Here is an 18,585-nt window from a genome sequence, read left to right on the forward strand (position 1 = left end):
CTTTCAGTGAAAATTTACACGTTCTGATGCCCTCGCACCAGGTCAAGCCGCCAGAGCCACCTCTTCCACAGAGGGACAGGTGCAGATCAAGTTGCGGTCACCGAAGGCGTTGTCAATCCGAGCCACAGCTGGCCAGACCTTGTTCTCCTGCTGACCCTCCATGGGGAATGCGGCCTGCTGACGGCTGTAGGGACGATCCCAGTCATCCACTGTCACTGCAGCCAGGGTGTGCGGGGCACGCTTCAACGGGTTGTTCTGAGGGTCGATGGCGCCGTTTTCGATGGCACGAATCTCCTCACGGATCGCCACCAGGGCATCGGCGAAGCGATCCAACTCCGCCAGGCTTTCGCTCTCCGTGGGTTCAACCATCACCGTTCCAGCCACCGGCCAGCTGACGGTGGGTGCGTGGAAGCCGTAATCCATCAAGCGCTTGGCGATGTCATCCACATCGATTCCTGCGTCCCTTTTCAACGGCCGCAGATCAAGGATGCATTCATGGGCCACTCGACCGGTGCTGCCCCGAAACAGCACGGGGTAATAGGGGTCAAGCCGATGGGCCAGATAGTTGGCTGACAACAGCGCCACGGCACTGGCCTGCCGCAGGGCATCCGCCCCCATCATCCGTAGATACATCCAACTGATCGGCAGGATGCTGGCGCTGCCGAGCGCTGCTGCGGAAACGGGTCCGATGGCGGCTGAGGTACCGGCTTGCAACGGATGACCCGGCAGGAAGGGCGCCAGATGCGCCGCCACACCAATCGGTCCCACGCCTGGGCCACCGCCCCCGTGGGGGATGCAGAAGGTCTTGTGCAGGTTGAGATGGCACACATCGGCACCGAACGCACCAGGACGGCAAAGCCCGACCTGCGCATTGAGGTTTGCCCCATCGAGGTACACCTGCCCACCGTGCTGATGCACAACGGAGCAGATCTCACGGATGCCGGTTTCAAAGACGCCGTGGGTGGAGGGGTAGGTGACCATCAACGCCGCCAGCTGATCGGCATGCTCAGCAGCCTTCGCAGCAAGATCCTGCTGATCGATGTTGCCCTCGTCATCGCAGGCGACAGCCACAACCTTGAGTCCGGCCATGACGGCACTGGCGGGGTTGGTGCCATGGGCGCTGGTAGGAATCAGACAGATATCGCGATGGGCCTCCCCGCGGGAGCGGTGCCAGGCGCGAATCACCAGCAGCCCCGCATATTCCCCCTGAGAACCGGCATTGGGCTGCAACGACACGGCTGCAAACCCCGTCAGAGCCGCCAACCATCGCTCCAGATCGTCGGCCATGCAGCGATAGCCCTCCGTCTGATCCACTGGAGAAAACGGATGCAATGCCGCAAAGGCAGGCCAACTCACCGGCTGCAGCTCAGCGGCGGCATTGAGCTTCATGGTGCAACTGCCCAAGGGGATCATCCCGTGCACCAGGGAAAGATCACGGCTCACCAACCGCTGGATGTAGCGCAACAGCTCCGTCTCGCTGCGGTACTGATGAAACACCGGCTGGGTCAGCCAGGGTTGGCTGCGCTGCGGCAGGGACAGGGACTCGGGCAGAGCAGCCTCAAGTTCTGGTATCTCCTGACCGCAGGCCTCAGCCAGGAGCCCCAGGAGCACTTGCAGCTCCCGTTCATCCGACAACTCATCCAGGCTGATGCCGAATCCGGTGGCGTCCGCCGGAGCGGCGCCATCTGGCAGCACCCGCAGATTGAAGCCTGCTGCTGCTGCCGCGCGGTGGACGGCAGGCGCCGCCGCACAGTGCACGGTGACGGTGTCGAAGCGGTCCGCCAAAGCCAGCGGATACCCAAGAGCCTTCAGGCCCTGCTCCAACTGGCTGCGCAGCCCAACGATGCGCTGGGCGATGGCCTGAAGGCCGTCGGGCCCGTGGTGCACTGCATAAAAAGAAGCCATCACGGCGAGCAACACCTGAGCAGTGCAGATATTGCTGGTGGCTTTGTCACGGCGGATGTGCTGCTCACGGGTCTGCAGCGCCAGCCGCAGGGCCGAGCGGCCTTCTACATCCTTAGACTGCCCCACTAGACGACCCGGGATCTGGCGCTTGTAGGCCTCAACCGTGGCGAAAAAGGCGGCATGGGGGCCACCGAATCCCATCGGCACCCCCAGGCGTTGGGCACTGCCCACGGCAATGTCGGCCCCCAGGGATCCAACAGGCGCCATCAGGGTCTGGGCCAACGGATCGATGGCCACAGTGGCCAAAGCGCCAGCCGCATGGGCCGCTTCGATCACGGCAGTTGGATCCCAAAGACAACCATCAGCCCCGGGCAATTGGAGCAGAACTCCGAACACGGAGGCATCGATCGGCGCCGTTGCCGGGTCGATCCGCTCAAGGGTGATGCCAAGAGGTTCCGCGCGGGTCTGCAGCACGGCCCAGGTCTGCGGCAGCACATTGGCGTCCACCAAGAACCGGGTCGCCTCGGGGCGACGGCAAACCCCGAAGCTGAGGCTCATGGCCTCCGCTGCTGCGGTGGCTTCATCCAGCAGCGACGCGTTAGCGATCGGCAAACCCGTGAGCTCACTGATCAGGGTTTGAAAGTTGAGAAGGGCCTCAAGACGGCCTTGGGCGATTTCCGCCTGATACGGGGTGTATGCGGTATACCAGGCCGGATTTTCAAAAACGTGGCGCTGAACTAGAGCCGGGGTTGCTGTGCCGTAGTAACCCAAACCAATCAAGGAGCGTCGAAGTGAATTGGACTCGCTCAGCTCCTTCAGCTGCCTGAGGGCTTCCGCCTCTCCACAGCCCTCGGGCAACGCTTCGTAAGGCGGCGCTGGGTCAAGGATGTCGTCGGGCACGACATCAGTGATGAAACCCTTCAGATCGCTGTAGCCGAGAGCGTTCAGCATCCGGCTCTGTTCCGCCGCACTCGGGCCGATATGCCGCTGCGAAAAAGGAGAGATCAACGTCTAAAGCAGCAGCGCACGGAGCGATCGTAAGAGCCGCGTCCCGTGGTTGATGTCAGCCGGCGTTGACCTTCGCGCCGTAGGCCTCCGCAGTCATCAGGCTGTCGAGCTCGGAGGGATCGGTTGGACGCAGCACCAAAAGCCAGCCCTCGCCATGGGGATCGTTCTGGAGTTCCTCCGGACTGGCCAGCACCGCTTCATTGCGCTGCACCACCTCGCCGGCAATGGGTGCATACATGTCTTCCACCGCCTTCACTGATTCCACCGATCCGAAGCTGGTGCCCTTCGCCAAGCTGGAGCCCACGTCCGGCAGGTCGACAAACACGATGTCGCCCAGCTGATCAACGGCGAAGGCACTGATGCCCACCCGCACCAGATCACCATCGGCGTTGGCGTACTCGTGGCTGTCGGCGAAGCGAAAAGAGTCGGGGAACGCGAACGCCATCGACGCAGTTTCAGGTGATCCCAGTTTGCGTGAGATTGATCAGTCCTGCCGCATTCAGGTCACACAACGCACGGGACAACGCCAGGCGGATGTGGGCCCGATGGGTGCCGCCCTGCACATACAGGTTGAAAGGTTCACGCAGCGGCGCATCGGCCGAAAATTCACTGGTAGAGCCGTCAATGAACGTCCCCCCTGCCATCACGAGATCGGAGGCATACCCCGGCATGGATGCAGGCACCGGATCGAGATAGGCGCCAATCGGTGATGTCGACTGGAAGGCTCGACACACGACTTTGAGGGCTTCCGGACTTCCCAGCCGAACCGCCTGAATCAAATCGCTACGCACCGCGCCTGGCATGGGATTGACAGGGAAACCAAGTCGCGCGAACACCCCCGCCACAAGATCCGCGCCGATCAATGCCTCCGACACCATCTGCGGTGCCAGGAACAGGCCCTGCAGCACCAGCCGCTGCAGGTCAAATCCCGTGCCGCCCTCACGACCGATCCCCGGCGCCGTGAGCCGGCAGCAGGCCTGCTCGACAAGATCAGCCCGTCCGGCGATGTAACCGCCAGTGGGGGCAATGGTGCCGCCGAGATTCTTGATCAAGGATCCAGCAATGAGATCCGCCCCAACAGCGGTTGGCTCCTGCTCCTGCACCAACTCTCCGTAACAGTTGTCGACAAAGACAACGCAGTCGGGCTGGCGCGCATGGATGCGTTCACACAGCTTTGCGATCCGATCGACCGTGACCGAGGGCCGCCAGCTGTAACCACAACTTCGCTGGATCAGCACCAGCCGACAGGGCTGCTCCAAGGCCTGACTCAACGCCACCTCATCCACTGCCCCGTCGGGCTGCAGATCGATTTCGTCGTAAGCGATCCCGAACTCTGCAAGGGAGCCCTGACCCTGACCGCGGAGACCGATGACCTCTTCCAAGGTGTCGTAGGGGCGCCCCGTGATGGACAGCAAACGATCACCGGGCCTCAACACCCCAAACAACGCTGCCGCAATGGCATGGGTGCCGCTCACGAATTGCAGGCGCACTGCTGCGGCTTCGGCCCCCAGCACCCGGGCAAAGACCCGATCCACCACCTCACGCCCTTGGTCACCATGGCCGTAGCCGGTCAGCGAAGTGAAGTGCTGTGTACCCACACGCTCAGCCGACAGCGCATCCAGGACCCGTTGCAAACGCAGCTCCACGGACGCCGTCCTCGCTGCGGCAAGTTCAGCCTGATCCCTTGCCACCACTTCGATCAGATGATTTGCGATTGCACTAATCACCCGTTTCCTTGCTGAGTTCTTGCCTTCATAGGTCCTGACCGACGCGACTCTTCCGAACGTGCCAAGCCTCTGCACTTCGTGAACTCCTTTAGATTTCTGTCACTAACGGCACCATCCGCTCCAAGGTTTCCCTGTCTGAGCGGCTTGTCAATTTCAGGAGAATCCGATTGGTTTCCTCGCAAACAGCTGACACCCGTGAGCTACGCCAGCGGGCAGCGGTGGTGGCACGGCGTGAGCCCCTGCCAGCCCGTCAGCGCAAGCTGAAGATGGGTACCACCAGCTTCATGCTGGTGATGCACGTGCTAGCCACCGTGGCCCTGCTCCCAAGGTTCTGGAGCTGGCAGGGCGTTGTGGCTTTCGGAGTTTTGTACTGGATGACTGTGCTGGGCGTCACGCTTGGTCTGCACCGTCTGGTCGCACACCGCAGCTTGGTGGTTCCGGTATGGGTGGAGCGCATCCTGGTGCTCATGGGCACCCTCGCCTGTCAGAGCGGCCCGATCGAGTGGGTGGGATTGCATCGCCATCACCATCGCTTCTCCGATCAACCCAATGATCACCATGACGCTGGGCGTGGGCTGTGGTGGAGCCACAGCGAATGGATGCTGCACGACATCCCTGCTTTAAGAGAGCTCGACCGTTACGCCGGCGACCTTCAATGCGATCCGTTTTATCGCTGGCTCGACCGCTGGTTCCTGCTCCTTCAAATCCCCCTGGGACTTGGGCTGTACTGGTTCGGGGAAACTGCACAGGTGCATGGTGGAGGCCTTGGCTTGGTGCTGTGGGCCATCCCGCTCCGCCTCGTGGTCGTCTATCACGTGACCTGGCTGGTGAATTCAGCCACCCACGCCTTCGGATACCGCAACTTCGATTGCCCTGACCTGTCGCGCAATTGCTGGTGGGTGGCTTTGCTCTCGTTCGGTGAGGGTTGGCACAACAACCACCACGCTCACCCCGCAAGCGCTCGCCACGGTCTGCGCTGGTTTGAATTTGATTTCACCTGGCAACACGTGCGGCTGCTCAAGCGTCTTGGCCTGGCAAGCCGTGTCCGCACTGCTCGTTACGTCAACGAAGCCTCCTGAGGCTCTGAGACTTTTGACCAACAGGCCACGTCGTAACGTGGTCGATCGCACCCGCCTTCATCCATCGTTCCGGTCCCATGCCTAAGCGTGTAAAAGTCGTTCTGAATGAGGACCTCCTCAGCCTGGGCAAGGACGGAGACCTGGTGGAAGTTGCTCCGGGTTATGCCCGTAACTTCCTGCTCCCCTTCGGCAAAGCTGTGCCCCTCACCCCAGCGGTGATGAAGCAGGTGGAGCACCGCCGGGCCAAGGAAGCTGAACGCCAGGCAGCTCTGAAGCAGGAAGCGCTCGACTTCAAGACCGCCCTTTCCACCATCGGTCGTTTCACCGTCAAGAAGCAGACCGGTGAAGACAACGTGCTGTTCGGCACCGTGACCAACGGTGATGTGGCCGAAGCCATCGAAGCAGCCACCAAGAAGGAGATCGACCGCCGCGACATCGTGGTGCCTGAAATCCACCGCACCGGCAAGTTCACCGTCACGGTGAAGCTTCACAGCGAAGTCACCGCCGAGATCAACCTGGAAGTGGTCAGCTACTGATCTCTGTCAAACAACACTCAAACGGCTCATCCGAGCCAGAGTGTGATTCCTTTCGTAACGCCCTGCCGCCATGGTGAGCGTCCCCCTGCCAGAGAAGAATGATGGGGGACGCCGTGGTTATGGCCAGAGCCGTCGCGACGACGAGCCGAACTTCGAGGCCCTGCCCGATTCCGTCCCGCCCCAGAACCTGGAGGCGGAAGAGGCGGTGTTGGGGGGCATCCTGCTGGATCCTGATGCAATCGGGCGTGTGGCTGACGTGCTGCAGCCGGAAGCCTTCTATCTGAACGCCCACCGGGAGATCTTTCGCACCGCGCTGATGCTGCACGGCCAGGGCAAGCCGACGGATCTCACTGCCATGAGCGCCTGGCTGGCCGACACCGGCGCCCTCGAGAAGGTAGGCGGCAACAACCGACTGGTGGAGCTGGTGGAGCGGGTTCCCTCCACCGCCTCGATCGAGCAGGTGGCCCGGCTGGTGATGGACAAGTTCCTACGCCGCCAGCTGATCCGCTCCGGCAACGAAGTGATTCAACTGGGATTTGATCAGAGCCTGCCGATGGAGCAGGTGCTGGACCAAGCGGAGCAGAAAATCTTCGCCATCAGCCAAGAGAAACCTTCCAAGGGTCTGACCCCCACAGCCGAAATCCTCACCCAGACCTTTGAGGAGATCGAGAGCCGCTCGCTGGGCACCTCAGTGGCCGGCATCCCGGTGAACTTCTACGACCTGGATGCGATGACCCAGGGCCTGCAACGCAGCGACCTGATCATCGTTGCCGGCCGGCCAGCCATGGGAAAAACCTCGATCGTTCTGAACCTGGCCAAGAACGTGGCCCAGCTGCACGACCTGCCGGTGTGCCTGTTCTCCCTGGAGATGAGCAAGGAGCAGCTCACCTATCGCCTGCTCTCGATGGAGGTGGGCATTGAAGCGGGCCGACTGCGCACGGGCCGACTGCAACAGGAGGAATGGCCACTGCTGGGCCAGGGCATCAACAGCCTGGGACAACTGCCGATCTTCATCGACGACAAACCCAACTCCGGGGTACTGGAGATGCGCTCGCTCTGCCGGCGGCTGATGGCGGAACAGGGCAAGGAGCTGGGGCTGGTGATGATCGACTACCTGCAACTCATGGAAGGCTCGGGCTCGGACAACCGGGTGCAGGAGCTGTCGCGCATCACCCGGGGCCTGAAGCAGATGGCCCGGGAACTGAACGTTCCCGTGATTGCCCTGTCCCAGCTCAGCCGTGGCGTGGAATCGCGCACCAACAAACGACCGATGCTCAGCGACCTGCGGGAATCGGGCTCGATCGAGCAGGACGCCGACTTGGTGCTGATGATCTATCGCGACGAGTACTACAACCCGGAAACCCCAGACCGAGGCATCACCGAAGTGATCGTGACCAAGCATCGCAACGGTCCGGTGGGCACGGTGAAGCTGCTGTTCGAGCCACAGTTCACCCGCTTCCGCAACCTGGCGGCCTGATCCAGATCAGATAATGAAGCCATGAGCTTCAGCGCCGCCCCCACTGAATCCTTCGAAGTGATCGTGGTTGGCGGCGGCCATGCCGGTTGTGAAGCTGCGATCACGGCAGCTCGGCTGGGCCTGAACACCGCCCTGTTCAGCCTCAATCTCGATCGCATCGCCTGGCAGCCCTGCAACCCGGCCGTCGGTGGCCCCGCCAAAAGCCAGCTCGTCCATGAAGTGGATGCCCTCGGTGGGGTGATCGGTCGCCTGGCCGATGCCACCGCCATCCAGAAGCGCATCCTCAACGCCAGCCGCGGCCCGGCGGTGTGGGCCCTGCGCGCTCAAACCGACAAGCGCCTCTATTCCCGCCAGATGCTGCAACTGCTGCAGCACACCCCCAACCTCGCCCTGCGCGAAGCGATGGTGACCGGCCTGGAAACAACGGGGGACGGCGACCAGCAACGCATCAGCGGCATCCGCACCTATTTCGGCAGCGTCTATGGCGCTGAGGCGGTGATCCTCACCGCCGGCACCTTCCTCGGCGGCCGCATCTGGGTGGGACATCAATCCATGGCCGCCGGCCGCGCCGGTGAACAGGCCGCCGAAGGCCTCACCGAGGCTCTCCAGCAACTTGGCTTCCACACCGACAGGCTGAAAACGGGCACCCCCGCCCGGGTGGACCGGCGCAGCATCGCCCTCGATCAACTGGAGGAGCAGCCCAGCGATGCGGCCGATCGCTTCTTCTCCTTTGACCCGGCCGCCTGGGTGAGCGGTGAGCAGATGAGCTGCCACATCACCCGCACCACGGCAAAAACCCATCAGCTGATTCGCGACAACCTGCACCTCACCGCCATCTACGGCGGCGTGATCGACAGCAAAGGCCCGCGCTACTGCCCCTCGATCGAAGACAAGATCGTGCGCTTCGCGGACAAGGACAGCCACCAGATCTTCCTCGAGCCGGAGGGTCGCGACACCCCGGAGATCTATGTGCAGGGCTTCTCCACCGGCCTGCCGGAGCCGATCCAGCTGCAACTACTGCGCAGCCTGCCGGGCTTGGAACAAGCCGTGATGCTGCGGCCGGCCTATTCGGTTGATTACGACTATCTGCCCGCCACCCAGCTCAAGCCATCCCTGGAAACCAAGCGAGTGCGTGGCCTGTTCAGCGCCGGCCAGCTCAATGGCACCACGGGCTATGAGGAAGCCGCCGCCCAGGGTCTGGTGGCCGGCGTCAACGCAGCCCGGCTGATCGGCGGCCAGGAGCCGGTGCACTTCCCCCGTGAAGGCAGCTACATCGGCACGATGATCGACGATCTGGTGAGCAAAGACCTGCGCGAGCCCTACCGGGTGCTCACCAGCCGCAGCGAATACCGCCTGATCCTGCGGGGTGACAACGCCGACCGCCGGCTGACGCCCCTGGGCCGTGAGCTCGGCCTGATCGACGACCGCCGCTGGCAGCTGTTCGAGAAGAAACTCGAAGCAATGGAGGCCGAAAAACAGCGACTGGAAACCGTACGCCTCAAGGTGAGTGATCCAGTGGCTCCGGCGGTGGAGCAAGAAACAGGCGCAGCGATCAAAGGCTCGATCACCCTGGCCGACCTGCTGCGACGACCCGGCATGCACGCCGCTGATCTGGTGCGCCATGGTCTGGCCGACGCCGACCTGCCCCTGCCAGTGCGAGAGGGGGCTGAGATCGACATCAAATACAGCGGCTACCTGCAACGGCAACAACAACAAATCGATCAGGTGAAACGCCAGAGCCAGCGCAAGCTGCCTGCCGATCTGAACTACGCCGGCATTGGCACTCTCTCCAACGAAGCCCGCGAAAAGCTCGCTGCGATTCAACCGAGCACCCTTGGTCAGGCCAGCCGGATCCCCGGCGTCAGCAAGGCCGACATCACAGCCCTGCTGATGTGGCTGGAACTGCAGAAAAGGGAACACCAACCCCTCGCCCCCACCGCAGAAGCTCGATAGCGTTGGCGTCCTGAAACGTCTGCGGTGTCAGCACGGGTTCCCACCTCACGCGCCTACTGGAACCTGCGAGCCGAGCAGGTGATGGACCAGGTGTTTGACCATGAGACGGTCACCGCCCCGAGCCAGCCACACCTGGTGCCGGTTGATGTTGATGTGCACGAACCAACGGCAGCAGCACCCGACCGCCGCTCCCCTACCCCCTGGCTGCTGCCGCTGATAAGTGGCGTCGCCGTTGCCGGGGTGATCTGCAGCGCCTGGCTGGTAAGCAGCCTGCAGCGCTCCCGCCTGGACCTGGAACGGCAGCAAAGCGTCGCCATGATCGAGCGGCTGCGCGACCAACTCGCTGCGCAGGAGACCCGCCCAGAACCAACGGTCACGCCTGAGGAGGCTTCAGAAGCGGTCTTGAGCCTGGAACCGCTGACCCTGCCGATCAAACAGCCGTTGACGGCCGTTCCCCAAAGCAGCGATCAAGCCCCGGCTCCGATCGAGCCCACCCCCCAACTCACAGGCGTGGTGAAGGGCCCGGGTGGAACCAGTTCCGCCATTTTTCAGCTGGGACAGGGATCGGTGTCCGCCGGCATCGGTGATGCCATCGGCAGCAGCGGTTGGGTTCTCAACAACGTCACCGATAGCGGTGCTGTAATCAGCCGCAACGGCCAGAGCCAAACCCTTTCGGTGGGAGGACTCTTCTGAACCCCACCCAGCGACTTCACCCATCACCGCACCAGCTCTGGCAAGCCCCCACCGACGCCGTGCTCTCGGCGGAGGGACCGCGACAACTACCAGGACCCTGGCGGCTGATGCTGCTGGGTGATGGCAGCCCAACCCGCCACCTGCGACTCCTAACCGGTTCACCCGTCGCCGTGGATTTGATCGCCATGGAGGCCGACCAGAGCGACCACCCCGGGGCACCGGAGGAAGTGAAGGAACTGATGGCACCCTTGCTGCGCCGTCAGGTCTGGCTGACCTGCGGCGGCACACCCCTGGCCTGGGCGGAAAGCTGGTGGAACCAAGCTGAAGCGGATTGGCACCTGCGGGACCGCAATCAACCGATCTGGAAAAGCCTGACGGAAGGACGCTCTGAGCTGTTCCGGGAGGTGGACGGCTTGGCGCTGGTGGAGGGAGATTGGCTCGACCAGACCTTTGGCTATCGCGGCCCGTATTGGAGCCGCCACTACCGCTTCTTCCGCCAAGGCAAGGCCCTCACCGTGATTCGCGAAGTGTTCAGCCCCCAGCTCGAAACCTGGCTCGGGCCCACGCTGCGCCAAGAGTTTCAACAAAGTTCATGAACAAACCCTCGAGTTTGTTGGGATTTGCTCTTGACAACTTGCCAAGAGTTGTGCTCTCAGGAAGATGTAGGCACTTCGGTTCACCGTGTCATGGCTGCCACAACCTCTTGGCTCAGCCTCACCGACCTCGGTCGGATCTACGGCATTTCAGCCATTCACTGCGGCAAGACCCTCGAGCATCAAGGCTGGCGTGACCGTCGGGGTCGCCCCACCCAGAGCGCACTCGACGCCAATGCCGCCATGCAGACAGGGCCCCACGGCCAAGGGCGAAGCGTGCTCTGGAACCGCGAAATCTGCAGCCATCTGCTGGAACAAAAGGGGTATGAGCCCATGAGCCGCAGCCTCCAAATCGAACAGTGGACACAACTGCTGGAGGCCCTCCAGGTCGGATCGCCGTCGATCACCGCCACAGCCGACCAAATGGCGGAAGACATGCCCGGGGAACTGCTCGACGATGTAAACCACAAACTGGCCGAACGGGGCTGCCGCTATCGGGTCAACCCACGTTCGCTTCACGCCAGCCGTTAATCGGCCCGGACGCGGCTGGAACGCGGCAGTGCCCTTCTTGCGGAAGTCGGATTCGGAGCGGCTTCGGGCTCCGGACGGGGGGTCGTTTGCGCCGACCGTGACCAACGCTGGACTCGAAAGCTGTCATCCTCCGGCCAATCCTGCTGATCTGATTTGAACTCCTGAGCCACAGGCGGCGTTGACGTTGGCACTGGTGCAGGCACAGAACGGCGGCCCCGGCGTGAGATTGCATCGAGGGGTCGCCTGGTGGAACGCGAAGGACGCGCTGACTCCGGGCGGCCCCGCCCGGACTCTTGCCAAGGCTCCTGCCAGTCGTCGTCCTCTTCCAGCAGCCACTCGACTTTTTCACTGACCCAGCGGCCCATTGAATCGAGGTCCAAACCGGAACGCCGCTGCCCGGGTCGTTGTCCAGGCCGCCGGCCGGAGACACCATCGACGAGCTGACGTCCGGTTTCCAAAAATTGGTCAAGACGGCGATCCCGCTGATCACGGAACCGGTCCAACCGATCGAATCGATCCTCCATCCCCTGACGTTACCGACGGCGGCGGCGCAACCACTGTTCCCGCCGCAATCCCAACAACACAATCACCACACCACCGCATTCAAGGGACAGCCAGAACACCTCCATCTAGCCCTCCGCCTCCACATAACTGAGCACACAGCTGACATCCCAGCGGCCGTGAAAGTGCTCGATGCAACAGGCGCGGCAGGCGGCATTACGCGTGCGTCTCCGGCAAGGAGTGCGACGCCCGCAGCGGGGACAGACCGCCAGCCAGCGGGGCGGCCGGGGCGGCACCGGATAGCTGTGGCGGATGCTCACCTGAAAGCGACTCTGGGCCGCATTGATCGCTGCCATCCGAGCCCGGAACAGCGGTCCATGGCTTTCCCGGCGGCGCTGCACCAGATCGACCCATGCGTGGATCATCTCGTGACAAAGCGTGCTTTCCGTAGCGGTCTGCGGCAGCGGTTCCAAGACGGGTCGCGACAGAACGATCTCGCTGCCGCGTCCCTCGCCCACCCCTGGGCCACGCCGATAAAACCCCGCGGTGCGGCTCATCCGCCCATCACTCCAACGCACAGCCGTCAGCGGCTGCCCACCATCCACCAGAACACCTCCGAAATGCTCCCGGTTGAGGCGGTGAAACAACGGCAGCAGGGGCTGCAAAGGCACAGAGCGAGGGGAGGAGATCCGAATCAGCGCCATCTTGCCGTGGTCAGTCAGACTCGGCCCTGCTTTGACAGCTGGTGATGGAACTAGGACTGGTGCGTGACATCGGCAGCAAAGCTTTGCTGGCGGGAGGGGTCACCCTGCTGGGGTACTGGATCTACAACGCCGTCAAGTTGGTGCTTGACGCCCGCGGGATCAACCCCCTGATCAAGCAGTTCTTCACGCAGGTTGCTGCCGGCCGCATCGATGCCGCCTACCTGCTCACCACCAAGGCCTATCGGCAGCACGTGAGCCGCCAGCAGTTCATCCGCTTCCTGGCCGACCTCAAGCTGAACAAGTTCCGCAATCTCAAGTCCGGACGCCCCCGCGTGCAGGAAGGCAACTTGCTCCTCACCGTGAAATTGAAGTCCGAGGGTGCCGAGGAGCTGCCCCTCGACTTCACCTTCACCAAGGTGGAGGACAACTGGCGCATTGCCCGCATCAACCGGGTCAATGCCTGATCCGCACGAGCGGGCCGCGGAACTGCGGCAACTGCTCAACCGTGCTGGCCACGCCTACTACGTTCTCGATGCTCCGGTGATGGAGGACGCGGTCTACGACCGCCTCTATCGCGAGCTGCTCGAGTTGGAAGAGAGCCATCCTGATCTGCAACGTCCCGACAGCCCCACCCAGCGGGTGGGCGGGGCCCCAGCCGAAGGGTTCAGCAGCGTTGAGCACCGTGTGGGGCTGCTCAGCCTCAACAACGCCTTCAACCGCGACGACCTAGAGGCCTGGCATGAGCGGCTGCTCAAGGTGCTGGACCGACCCAACGACACCCAGCTGCCCCTGGTGGGGGAACTGAAAATTGATGGCAACGCCCTCGCCCTGAGCTACCGCCATGGGGTGCTGGAGCGGGCCGCCACCCGTGGCGACGGCAGCCGCGGGGAAGAGATCACCGCCAACGTGCGCACGATCAGCTCGATTCCCCTTCGCCTGCAGATCGACAATCCACCGGAATGGGTGGAGGTGAGAGGGGAGGCCTTCATCCCTGATGCCACCTTCGCGGCGATCAATGCCGAACGCGAACAACGGGGCGAAGCCCTGTTCGCCAATCCCCGCAACGCCTGCGCCGGAACCCTGCGCCAACTGGACCCAAACGTGGTGGCCGCCCGCCGGCTCGACTTCTTCGCCTACACCCTGCATCTGCCAGGTGACGCCCAACCCCCAAGCCAATGGGCTGCTCTGGAGTGGCTCAACACGGCTGGTTTCCGCGTCAACCCGAACCGGGAGCTCTGTGCCGATCTGGCCGCCATCGAACGCTTCTGCGACCACTGGGAACAGGGTCGCCATGACCTCCCCTATGCCACCGACGGCGTGGTGGTGAAACTGAACGACCTGCTGCTGCAGGACGAAGCCGGCTTCACCCAGAAGGCACCGCGCTGGGCAATCGCCCTCAAATACCCCGCCGAAGAGGCCCCCACCCGTCTGCTTCGCGTTGGCGCGCAGGTGGGCCGCACCGGTGCCATCACCCCCGTCGCCGAATTCGAAGCGGTGGCCTTGGCCGGCACCAGCGTCAGCCGCGCCACCCTGCACAACGCCGATCGGATCGCTGAACTGGATCTGCATCTGGGCGACACCATCGTGGTGCGCAAAGCCGGGGAGATCATTCCCGAAGTGGTGCGGGTGCTGCCGGAGCTCAGGCCCAGCGACGCCACACCGGTGCAACTGCCGCAACACTGCCCCGAATGTGGCTCCAGCCTGGTGCGGGAGGGCGATGAAGCCGCCACCCGCTGCGTGAACAGCAGCTGCCCGGCGATCCTGCGGGGTGGCCTGCGGCACTGGGTGAGCAAGGGCGCCCTGGATGTGGATGGCCTCGGCAGCAAGTTGATCGAACAACTGGTGGACCGCGGCCTAGTGCGCTCTCTCGCCGATCTCTACCGGCTGGATGCCGCCCTGCTCGCCAGCCTGGATCGGATGGGGGACAAATCGGCCACCAACCTAGTGGCCGCCCTGGAGTCCTCCAAACAGCAGGCCTGGCACCGCCAGCTCTACGGCCTGGGAATACGCCACATCGGCGAGGTCAACGCCAAAGCTCTCGCCGCTGACTTCTTCAGCATCGACAGCCTCGCAGCAGCGGCTCTGGAGGCACCAGAGCGGATCGCCGAACTGCACGGCATTGGCCCGGAAATCAGCGCCAGCCTTGGCCAATGGCTGCGCACACCCGCCAACCAACAGCTGCTGCAGGACTTGCGCAGCGTCGGGCTCTCCCTGGAAGCAAGTGCCTCCGAGCAGGAGGCCGCGAGCCAAGCCGGAGCTGACGCCGACGGCGTGCTGCAGGGCAAGACCCTGGTTCTCACAGGAACACTCCCCAACCTCAGCCGCAGCGATGCAAAAGCCTTGATCGAAGCGGCCGGCGGCAAGGTGAGCGGCAGCGTCAGCAAAAAGACCGACTACCTGGTGGCGGGAGAGGCCGCCGGCAGCAAACTGACCAAAGCCGAGAGCCTCGGGGTGGCGGTTCTCAGCGAAGACGACCTCACCGCCATGCTGCTGCCATGAACCCATCCCCCCCTGCGCTGCATCGCTGGATCAAGACCGACTGCGGACGGGCCAAGTTGGCTGACCTGCAGCAGCGCACCGGCACAATCGCCCGCATGCGACTGGCCTGGTTCATCCTGATCGCTGCCCTGAGGGACTGGCGACTCGCCGATCCCGATCAGAGCGACGTCTCCACATCCTGAAGCGCCCGCCGGGCTGCCCGGCTCACCAACCAGACCACCGCCAGCGTGGCGAGCACCCCCACCACCCGCAGCGCCCAGGTACCGGCATCGGCCTCACCCCCCAGCACTTCACCGAAACGGGCCACATCTCCAGCCAGCGCCCCCAAGCCGCAAAACAACACGGTGCCGGGAAGAATCCCAATCAAGCCGATGCTGTAGTCACGCAGGCTCACCTCACTAAGGCCATAGGCGAGGTTGAGCAGGGAAAAGGGAAAAGCGGGCGAGAGGCGCGTCAGTAAAACGAGCTTCAGCCCCTCCTTGCTGACGGCCCGCTCCACCGCCTGCAGCTTGGGGAGCTGCTCCAAGCGGCGCTGGGCCCAGTCGCGCAGCACCGAACGCCCCAGCAAAAACACCACCACCGCCCCCAGGCAGGCCCCAACGAACACCAGGCCACTGCCAAGCCAGGTGCCATAGAGCACTCCGGCCAGCATCGAAGCCCACACCCCCGGCAGCAGCAGCGTCACCCAGAGGGCATAGAGCGGAATGAACAACAGCGCACCGGCCGGGGAGCGCAGCAGCTCCAACACATCCGGCAGCCAGTGCTGAACCAAGGAGATCAAGCGAAATCACCATGCATGCAGCGGAGCATTGCACTCAACTGGAGGCTGAGGTGTAAAACCGCAGGGCAAACAACCAGAAGGCCCGCGCCGCTGCAAAGAACAGCACCGCCAGCGCCAAGCCAGCCAGCAGCATTGGTCCCGCGGCTTTCCCAAGCAACACCTGGGCCGGAACCGTGGTGAGAAACGCCACGGGCAGCACCAGGGTGAACAGCAGACGCAAGGCCGGCGGGTAGGCGTTGAGGGGATAACGACCGGAAGCCAGCAGGGCCCGCAACACCTCGGTGGCATTCCAGGTTTTGACGAACCAGATACTCGTGGCGGCGATCAGAAACCAGAGCGAATAAAGGATCAAGCCACCGGCCAGCAGCATCACCAGCACGGTGAGCAGTGAGGACAAGGTGAGCACTACGCCGGCCTGATGGCTGCCCCAGGCCAGCAGCACAAGCCCCAGGCCAATTTCCGGCAACCCAGCCGGAGACAGGGTGCGGAGCGACAACCAGAACTGGCTGTCGATTGGCTTGAGCAGCACGAAATCCAGGGTGCCCTCCCGCACATGGGTGACGATCGCCCCAAGATTCGGGCGCAGCCAGGTGGTGGCCATGCCATCGAACACGGTGTAAAGCCCCTGCACCATCAGGGCCTGGGCCCAACTCCAACCCCCCAGGGTCTGATCGGGGCCATAAAACAGCGAAAGTAGAAACAGGCTGCCGCTGAGGCTCATCGCCACCGCCAGCAGCTCGATCAACACGTTGGCCTGGTATTCCAACTGCACCGCCACGGCGGTACTCCAGAAGCGACGCAACGTCCGCCAGTACCGCCCCATCAGGCCCCCATCGCGCTGTAACGGCGAACGCCGGACCGCCAGAGCAACAGCACCAACGGCAGTAACAGAGCCACCCAGGCCAGCTGCGCCCCAAAGCCCGCCATCAAATTCACCGGCTGACCGGCCAGCACCCGGGCCGGGAAATCGATCAGATACGGGAAGGGCGTCCACTGGGCCACCGCCCGCACCGCCGGCGGAAACGCCGTGAGCGGCGCCAACAGACCGGACAGAAACACAAACGGGATGAACTGGAGCCGCTCCAGGGCGCTGGCCTTCTCACTCCAGAAGCACAGGGCCGCGATCAAGCTCTGGAACAAAAAGGCGATGGCAAAGGCCATCCAGGTGGCGAGCCAAGCCAGCACAAAGCCCCCCAATGACGGCAACCAGAAGGCCTGGGGCTGCACAGCAAAAAACACCACAGCAATCAAGGCTGCGAAGGGCAGGCGGGTGAGCTGCTCACCCAGATGGGCCGCCACATAACGCCAGAGCGGGTGGAGCGGCTGCAGCAGATAGGGCGACAGCCGGCCCAGTAGGGCGTCCTCCTCGAAGGCATAGACGACCCAAACCACCGAGAACTGGCGCACCAGATAAGCGCTGAGGAAATAGCGATCCAGGGCCACACCATCGAGCCCCAGTCCCGAGCGGGCCTCGCTGCCACTCCAGACGCTGAGCATGATGAACGGCAGCACCCCTGAGAGTGCCCAGAGGGCGATCTCAGCGCGGTACTCGAGCATGTGGGCGTACTGGGAGCCCAGCAGCACCCGGATGATCCTGCGGTTCAACCCGAAGATCCGCATCAGACGCGCCCCTGCCGAAATAGCCCACCGATCAATTCTTCGATGGGCGGATCAGTCACATCCAAATCACGCACGGGGAAGCGGTCCAACAACTGGGCCACCACCGCGGTGAGCTGGTCCCGCGGCACCAGCAGCCGCACGTCACACCCCTCCAGCTGCTCAAGACGTCCCAGCCCGGCCAGTGCTCCCGGCTCAATCGGCGACTCCAATTTCAGCCGCACCTCCCGCTCCGGCGCCAATTGATCGGCCAGAGCCTCGAGGGGGCCGTCATGGAACAACCGCCCCTGGTGGATCAACAGCACCCGAGGGCACAGGGCCGTGATATCAGCCATGTAGTGACTGGTGAGCAACACGGTTGCCCCCGTGCGGCGGTTGTAGCCCGCCAGGAACTGACGCACCCGGGCCTGGGCATTCACATCCAACCCAAGAGTCGGTTCATCGAGGAACAGCACCTCCGGCTCGTGCAACAAGGCCGCCAGCAATTCGGCCTTCATGCGCTGGCCAAGGGAAAGTTTGCGCACCGGCCGGGTGAGCTCCTCCCCCAGCTCCAGCAGATCGGCCAGCTCGCTGACCCGCCGCCGGGCCACACCATCGGGGATGCCATACACCGCCGCATTCACCCGCAGGGAATCCATCGGCGGCAGATCCCAGAGCAGTTGCTGCTTCTGCCCCATCACCAGGGTGATCCGGCGCAGGAACTCCGCCTGGCGGCGCTGCGGCCGGTGCCCCGCCACCTGCACATCCCCAGCGCTCGGATGGATCAAGCCGCAAAGCATCTTCAAGGTGGTGGTTTTGCCGGCGCCGTTGGCGCCGAGAAAGCCCACCATCTCGCCGGGCTCGATCGTGAAAGAGACGTCCTGCACCGCCGTCACGTCCCGCGTGCGGCGCCGAAGGAAATGGCGCAGGGTGCCGGCCAAACCGGGCTGCTTCTCGGCAACCCGGTAGGTCTTGCTCAGCCCCTGAACCTGAATCACCGAA

General features: G+C 63.6%; 19 protein-coding genes. 10 read left to right on the forward strand and 9 right to left on the reverse strand.

Annotation, left to right across the window (positions count from 1 at the left end; genetic code table 11):
* Positions 1-42: 42 nt before the first annotated feature.
* The 3 genes from gcvP to DXY29_RS08375 all read right to left on the reverse strand — a co-directional run bounded on the left by gcvP (position 43) and on the right by DXY29_RS08375 (position 4,604).
* Complete coding sequence (gene gcvP / locus DXY29_RS08365) at positions 43-2,856, reverse strand: aminomethyl-transferring glycine dehydrogenase (protein ID WP_244279355.1); 2,814 nt, start codon at positions 2,854-2,856, stop codon at positions 43-45.
* A gap of 112 nt (positions 2,857-2,968) precedes the next feature.
* A complete protein-coding gene (gcvH, locus tag DXY29_RS08370; RefSeq protein ID WP_115024583.1) occupies positions 2,969-3,358 on the reverse strand; it encodes a glycine cleavage system protein GcvH in 390 nt (129 codons plus the stop codon).
* Positions 3,359-3,368: 10 nt separating this feature from the next.
* Positions 3,369-4,604: an aminotransferase class I/II-fold pyridoxal phosphate-dependent enzyme gene (locus DXY29_RS08375; protein ID WP_371411076.1), complete on the reverse strand. Its 1,236-nt coding sequence runs from the start codon at positions 4,602-4,604 to the stop codon at positions 3,369-3,371.
* Between the two features lie 203 nt (positions 4,605-4,807).
* Here DXY29_RS08375 and DXY29_RS08380 point away from each other — a divergent pair, with 203 nt between their 5' ends.
* From DXY29_RS08380 to DXY29_RS08410, 7 genes are all read left to right on the forward strand, one after another.
* Complete coding sequence (locus tag DXY29_RS08380) at positions 4,808-5,719, forward strand: fatty acid desaturase (RefSeq protein WP_115024585.1); 912 nt, start codon at positions 4,808-4,810, stop codon at positions 5,717-5,719.
* Positions 5,720-5,796: 77 nt separating this feature from the next.
* Entirely contained in the window at positions 5,797-6,255 is a 459-nt protein-coding gene (gene rplI / locus DXY29_RS08385) for a 50S ribosomal protein L9 (protein WP_115024586.1), read from the forward strand.
* 70 nt (positions 6,256-6,325) lie between these two features.
* Positions 6,326-7,732, forward strand: coding sequence for a replicative DNA helicase (gene dnaB / locus DXY29_RS08390; RefSeq protein WP_115024587.1), 1,407 nt, complete (start codon positions 6,326-6,328; stop codon positions 7,730-7,732).
* Positions 7,733-7,753: 21 nt separating this feature from the next.
* Positions 7,754-9,685, forward strand: coding sequence for a tRNA uridine-5-carboxymethylaminomethyl(34) synthesis enzyme MnmG (mnmG, locus tag DXY29_RS08395; RefSeq protein WP_115024588.1), 1,932 nt, complete (start codon positions 7,754-7,756; stop codon positions 9,683-9,685).
* Positions 9,686-9,709: 24 nt separating this feature from the next.
* Positions 9,710-10,378, forward strand: coding sequence for a pilus assembly protein PilZ (locus DXY29_RS08400; protein WP_244279356.1), 669 nt, complete (start codon positions 9,710-9,712; stop codon positions 10,376-10,378).
* On the forward strand, positions 10,375-10,974 hold the full coding sequence (locus tag DXY29_RS08405) for a chorismate lyase (protein WP_170952202.1): 600 nt from the start codon (positions 10,375-10,377) through the stop codon (positions 10,972-10,974). The genes DXY29_RS08400 and DXY29_RS08405 overlap by 4 nt, the downstream gene beginning before the upstream one ends.
* A gap of 90 nt (positions 10,975-11,064) precedes the next feature.
* Positions 11,065-11,502: a hypothetical protein gene (locus tag DXY29_RS08410; protein WP_115024590.1), complete on the forward strand. Its 438-nt coding sequence runs from the start codon at positions 11,065-11,067 to the stop codon at positions 11,500-11,502.
* Here DXY29_RS08410 and DXY29_RS08415 read toward each other — a convergent pair.
* Positions 11,499-12,026, reverse strand: coding sequence for a hypothetical protein (locus DXY29_RS08415; protein ID WP_115024591.1), 528 nt, complete (start codon positions 12,024-12,026; stop codon positions 11,499-11,501). The two genes, DXY29_RS08410 and DXY29_RS08415, sit on opposite strands and share 4 nt — an antisense overlap.
* Positions 12,027-12,131: 105 nt before the next feature.
* Positions 12,132-12,707, reverse strand: coding sequence for a SprT family zinc-dependent metalloprotease (locus DXY29_RS08420; RefSeq protein ID WP_115024592.1), 576 nt, complete (start codon positions 12,705-12,707; stop codon positions 12,132-12,134).
* A 44-nt stretch (positions 12,708-12,751) separates the two neighbouring features.
* Between DXY29_RS08420 and DXY29_RS08425 the strand changes: the two genes are divergently transcribed.
* From DXY29_RS08425 to DXY29_RS08435, 3 genes are read left to right on the forward strand one after another with little or no spacing between them, the layout of a single operon-like run.
* A complete protein-coding gene (locus DXY29_RS08425) occupies positions 12,752-13,171 on the forward strand; it encodes a hypothetical protein (protein WP_115024593.1) in 420 nt (139 codons plus the stop codon).
* Positions 13,164-15,206 (forward strand): NAD-dependent DNA ligase LigA, encoded by a 2,043-nt coding sequence (gene ligA / locus DXY29_RS08430; RefSeq protein ID WP_115024594.1) that lies wholly within the window; start codon positions 13,164-13,166, stop codon positions 15,204-15,206. The genes DXY29_RS08425 and ligA overlap by 8 nt, the downstream gene beginning before the upstream one ends.
* A complete protein-coding gene (locus DXY29_RS08435) occupies positions 15,203-15,388 on the forward strand; it encodes a hypothetical protein (protein ID WP_115024595.1) in 186 nt (61 codons plus the stop codon). The genes ligA and DXY29_RS08435 overlap by 4 nt, the downstream gene beginning before the upstream one ends.
* Here the strand turns inward: DXY29_RS08435 and DXY29_RS08440 are convergent.
* From DXY29_RS08440 to DXY29_RS08455, 4 genes are read right to left on the reverse strand one after another with little or no spacing between them, the layout of a single operon-like run.
* The gene (locus DXY29_RS08440; protein ID WP_115024596.1) at positions 15,364-15,987 is read right to left on the reverse strand and encodes a TVP38/TMEM64 family protein; all 624 of its coding nucleotides are present in this window, start codon (positions 15,985-15,987) and stop codon (positions 15,364-15,366) included. The two genes, DXY29_RS08435 and DXY29_RS08440, sit on opposite strands and share 25 nt — an antisense overlap.
* Before the next feature lie 34 nt (positions 15,988-16,021).
* On the reverse strand, positions 16,022-16,810 hold the full coding sequence (locus DXY29_RS08445) for an ABC transporter permease (RefSeq protein ID WP_115024597.1): 789 nt from the start codon (positions 16,808-16,810) through the stop codon (positions 16,022-16,024).
* Positions 16,810-17,607 carry an ABC-2 family transporter protein gene (locus tag DXY29_RS08450; RefSeq protein ID WP_115024598.1) on the reverse strand — a complete coding sequence of 266 codons (798 nt, stop codon included), beginning with the start codon at positions 17,605-17,607 and terminating at the stop codon, positions 16,810-16,812. The genes DXY29_RS08445 and DXY29_RS08450 overlap by 1 nt, the downstream gene beginning before the upstream one ends.
* Entirely contained in the window at positions 17,607-18,581 is a 975-nt protein-coding gene (locus tag DXY29_RS08455) for an ATP-binding cassette domain-containing protein (RefSeq protein ID WP_115024599.1), read from the reverse strand. Before DXY29_RS08455 ends, DXY29_RS08450 begins: the two co-directional genes overlap by 1 nt.
* Between the last annotated feature and the right edge of the window lie 4 nt (positions 18,582-18,585).

The sequence above is a fragment of the Synechococcus sp. UW69 genome (assembly GCF_900474185.1).
Classification (GTDB): domain Bacteria; phylum Cyanobacteriota; class Cyanobacteriia; order PCC-6307; family Cyanobiaceae; genus Parasynechococcus.

Excerpts from the sequence above, each read along its gene's own strand:
- gcvP (WP_244279355.1), bottom strand. The coding sequence starts at position 2,856 with ATGCTGAACGCTCTCGGCTACAGCGATCTGAAGGGTTTCATCACTGAT.
- gcvH (WP_115024583.1), bottom strand. The coding sequence starts at position 3,358 with ATGGCGTTCGCGTTCCCCGACTCTTTTCGCTTCGCCGACAGCCACGAG.
- rplI (WP_115024586.1), top strand. The coding sequence starts at position 5,797 with ATGCCTAAGCGTGTAAAAGTCGTTCTGAATGAGGACCTCCTCAGCCTG.
- dnaB (WP_115024587.1), top strand. The coding sequence starts at position 6,326 with ATGGTGAGCGTCCCCCTGCCAGAGAAGAATGATGGGGGACGCCGTGGT.
- mnmG (WP_115024588.1), top strand. The coding sequence starts at position 7,754 with ATGAGCTTCAGCGCCGCCCCCACTGAATCCTTCGAAGTGATCGTGGTT.
- DXY29_RS08410 (WP_115024590.1), top strand. The coding sequence starts at position 11,065 with ATGGCTGCCACAACCTCTTGGCTCAGCCTCACCGACCTCGGTCGGATC.
- DXY29_RS08415 (WP_115024591.1), bottom strand. The coding sequence starts at position 12,026 with ATGGAGGATCGATTCGATCGGTTGGACCGGTTCCGTGATCAGCGGGAT.
- DXY29_RS08420 (WP_115024592.1), bottom strand. The coding sequence starts at position 12,707 with ATGGCGCTGATTCGGATCTCCTCCCCTCGCTCTGTGCCTTTGCAGCCC.
- DXY29_RS08425 (WP_115024593.1), top strand. The coding sequence starts at position 12,752 with ATGGAACTAGGACTGGTGCGTGACATCGGCAGCAAAGCTTTGCTGGCG.
- ligA (WP_115024594.1), top strand. The coding sequence starts at position 13,164 with ATGCCTGATCCGCACGAGCGGGCCGCGGAACTGCGGCAACTGCTCAAC.
- DXY29_RS08435 (WP_115024595.1), top strand. The coding sequence starts at position 15,203 with ATGAACCCATCCCCCCCTGCGCTGCATCGCTGGATCAAGACCGACTGC.
- DXY29_RS08445 (WP_115024597.1), bottom strand. The coding sequence starts at position 16,810 with ATGGGGCGGTACTGGCGGACGTTGCGTCGCTTCTGGAGTACCGCCGTG.
- DXY29_RS08450 (WP_115024598.1), bottom strand. The coding sequence starts at position 17,607 with ATGCGGATCTTCGGGTTGAACCGCAGGATCATCCGGGTGCTGCTGGGC.